Annotated in this window: 3 protein-coding genes; all 3 read left to right on the forward strand. The window is 61.7% G+C overall.

Annotated elements, in window-relative coordinates; genetic code table 11:
• The coding region (locus tag AC1D1X_RS22315; protein ID WP_477699221.1) for an SDR family oxidoreductase at positions 1 to 926 on the forward strand (926 nt) is incomplete at its 5' end.
• Positions 927 to 995: 69 nt separating this feature from the next.
• Entirely contained in the window at positions 996 to 1,280 is a 285-nt protein-coding gene (locus AC1D1X_RS22320) for an acyl carrier protein (RefSeq protein WP_477672811.1), read from the forward strand.
• A 26-nt stretch (positions 1,281 to 1,306) separates the two neighbouring features.
• Positions 1,307 to 1,771, forward strand: a 465-nt coding sequence (locus AC1D1X_RS22325) for a beta-ketoacyl synthase N-terminal-like domain-containing protein (protein ID WP_477699222.1), incomplete at its 3' end; no start/stop codon positions are given.

A 1,771-nucleotide genomic window follows, 5' to 3' on the forward strand; every position in this document is an offset into this window, starting at 1 on the left:
CCCGTGACCGTCTGCTGGATCGCCTGAAAAAGAGCGTCCTCTGGAAGCCCGAATTTGCCGACATGGTGTCTGCCGAGGCCGGCGATGTGGTCGAGCCCGGTTTTGGCCTCAGCGCGGCAGTTCTCCAATCGGCCGACGTCATCCTGCATTCGGCGGCCAGTACCTCGTTCAAGCCCGGTGCCGGGGTCTATCCCATCAATCTCAAGGCCGCCGAGCATTTTTCCGGCATCCTGAAAGACCTGCGGCCCTCACAACGCGGTTTTTTTGTTGGAACGGCGGCAGTGACCACCGAGCCGCGCGGCGTGATCACCGAAGACATGCCGTTTGCCGGCTATGCCAACGACTACATCAGGTCCAAACGCGATGCCGAAACACTGCTGCGCGGCAAAGGCCATCCTTTTGTGAGTTTGCGCCCGGGCATTGTGCTGTCGCGCGGGATTGACGACGCCAAACTGGCCCGCAACATGTTGTGGTCCATCCCGGTCATGGCCGAACTTGGTGATGTGCCGCTGGACCCCTTGGGCAAACTTGACTTCGCGCCGGTGGATTTCATCGCAAGCGCCTTCGCCGAGATGTTGCTCAAGGACGAGCTCCGGCACGATTGCTATCACGTGTCCACGGGCGAAGACTCCATGACGTTCGCGGCGCTGGCCGAAGAACTGAAAGCCAGCATGCCCGGCATCGGCAAGATGGTAATGCGCGGCAGGGACTTCGTGCCCACACCGAAGTTTGCCCGCCAACGCTGGATGTTTGAAGCATTGCAGCCGTATTTGCCTTTCCTGACCGCCGACGCGGTGTTCAGCAATGCGCGCCTGCGGGCAGAAATTGGTGCGGCAGCTGTCGCGCCGGCGCCCATTAGTTATCTGGGTGAATTATTGGGGACCTTCAGCCTGTCGGACGCCGTCAGGCAGATGTACACGCCCTGAGGTACGAAAACAACGCGGCTGCTTTTGTAAAATGCCCCTACAGGCCCGAAGAGGCCGGCCGTCATATCGATGGTGGGACAATGGCGGTTCGCATTACATATTTACTGGTTCGTGATGAATTCTGATTTGATTAATCTTTTTGCCGAGACATTTGGCATCAGCGAAGAAAAACTGCTGCCGGATGCCACGCTGGAGAGCCTGGGCCTTGACTCCCTCGCCGTCATCGAATTTCTGTTCCAGATTGAAGACCAGTTTGGCATTCAGATTCCGGACCAGGCCAGCCCGCCGCGCACCCTCGCCGAAATGGTCCAGCTGATTGAACCCCTGCTGCCATCAGGCAAGCCCGCCGCCTGAGCCCTGCCGGGCCCGCCAGACCGCCCATGCGTCGCGTAGCCATCACGGGTCTTGGCGTTGTTTCCGCCGTTGGAACCGGCACTCCCGCATTCTTCGAGTCCCTGCTTTCCGCCCGCTCCGGCATCCGGGGCATTGACATTGGCTTTCCCACCGGCAGCGAAAGCGTGCTGGCCGGCGCCGTCCAGTTCGACCCGGACCAGCATTTCCCCCGCGCCCGTCTCCTGACCATGGACCGGGTCAGCCAGCTCGCGGTGGTGGCTGGCCGCGAAGCCATGGCGCAGGCTGGATGGGGCCCTGAGGGTGGCTTCGCACCCGAGCGTTTCGGCGTCTCGCTGGGCACAGGCAGCGGCGGCGCAGGATCCACGGATGTGGCTTACACGGCATTGCTGGAGCAAAAAGTGGCGCGGCTGCGCCCCATGACGGTCGTGCTGGCCATGCACAACGCCATTGCCGCCCATGTGTCCATGGAGTTCGGGCTGAAGGGCCCCAGC

The organism is Polaromonas sp. P1_G4 (assembly GCF_056405475.1).